2 protein-coding genes are annotated in these 1,295 nt (G+C 53.6%); both read right to left on the bottom strand.

Annotated elements, in window-relative coordinates; genetic code table 11:
* On the bottom strand, positions 1 to 332 hold a 332-nt coding region (locus tag IQ209_RS17870; RefSeq protein WP_193852525.1), incomplete at its 3' end, for a DUF4123 domain-containing protein.
* On the bottom strand, positions 329 to 1,295 hold a 967-nt coding region (locus IQ209_RS17875; protein WP_193852526.1), incomplete at its 5' end, for a type VI secretion system Vgr family protein. The genes IQ209_RS17875 and IQ209_RS17870, both read right to left, overlap by 4 nt.

The raw sequence follows: 1,295 nt of genomic DNA on the forward strand, positions 1-1,295 counted from the left end.
ACCTGCTGATGTAACCGCCAGTGTTCTAACTGAAACGACCACGGTAAGGTGCTGTGATACCCCCAGCCCCAACTGGCATCGCTGAATTCGTGCTTATCCAGCAACTGAGCCAGTTCCGGCAGACAATTGATTTTGGGCTGAATTAACCACGGGCTTTGCGCCAGCATGGGGTTCATCGGGGTGCCGCTGTAGAGCGGAAAGGCCTGTTCTGTCCAGCCGTTAAGGTAGAAGGTCTGAACCGGATTCGGCTCTGCCAGACTGTTGACCAAAAAATAGCAATGACCATTGTCCTGACGGGCTAACCAGCTTTTCCAATTCGTTGATTCCATCATGCTTCTTCTGCTCCTGTAATAACCCAGTCTTCTTCCTGCTGTGCAAGCAGAGCACAAGGCGGTTTCGCCGGAAATTCCACCATTGGCAATGGCTCCACACCTTCCGGTAATTGCAGTGCCAGCCCACGCCCACTACCACCTGAACCCTGCCCGACATTAATCATCGAAGACAAAATACCGCCCGGCGTAACTTTCAGAAAACTGCCGCCCACTTTCAGCGTGATTTCTGATGCCGCCTCCAACACCACTTTGCCGCCGCTTTTCAGGTGGATTTCCTGCCCGCTGTCAATCACGGTCGCATCGCCGGTCTGAATATGCTGACTGCCGGCAATCCGGTGGGAAACATCGCCTTCGGTGGTGATTTTGCGTGAGCCAGCAACCTGATGATGGTCATCGGCGCGGATGTCGTGGTAGCGATTGTTATCGATGCGGCTCTTCTGGTCATGTTTAATATGCCAGTACGCATCGTTTTCGATATGCGCGGTAAAATCTTTCTGGCCGTGGAAATAGATTTCTTCGCTGCCTTTCGCATCCTCAAACCGCAGCTCGTTAAAGCCTTTCCCCTTGTGGGTCTTGGTCTTAAACGTGGTACGGGTTTTTTCGGACGGCAAATCCAGCGGTGGGCGGTTCAGGCCGTTGTAGACGCAACCGGTGACGATGGGGCGGTCAATATCACCATTCAGGTAAGAGATAATCACTTCCTGCCCGATGCGCGGTATCGCCATAAAGCCATAGCCGTTGCCGTTCCAGCCCTGTGCCACCCGCACCCAGCACGAAGCGCCATCATCCGGCTGGTCATAGCGGTTCCAGTGAAAATGCACTTTAATTGCGCCGTCTTTATTGACGAAAATTTCTTCCCCTTCCGGGCCAACGACTATCGCCGTTTCATCGCCATCGGCTAACGGTTTGTAGTGGAACGGTGGCCGCCAGTCGGCAAGGCCGTCGATAAAACTGAACGTGTTG

The organism is Xenorhabdus sp. BG5 (assembly GCF_015163665.1).
In the GTDB taxonomy this organism is placed as follows: Bacteria; Pseudomonadota; Gammaproteobacteria; order Enterobacterales; family Enterobacteriaceae; genus Xenorhabdus.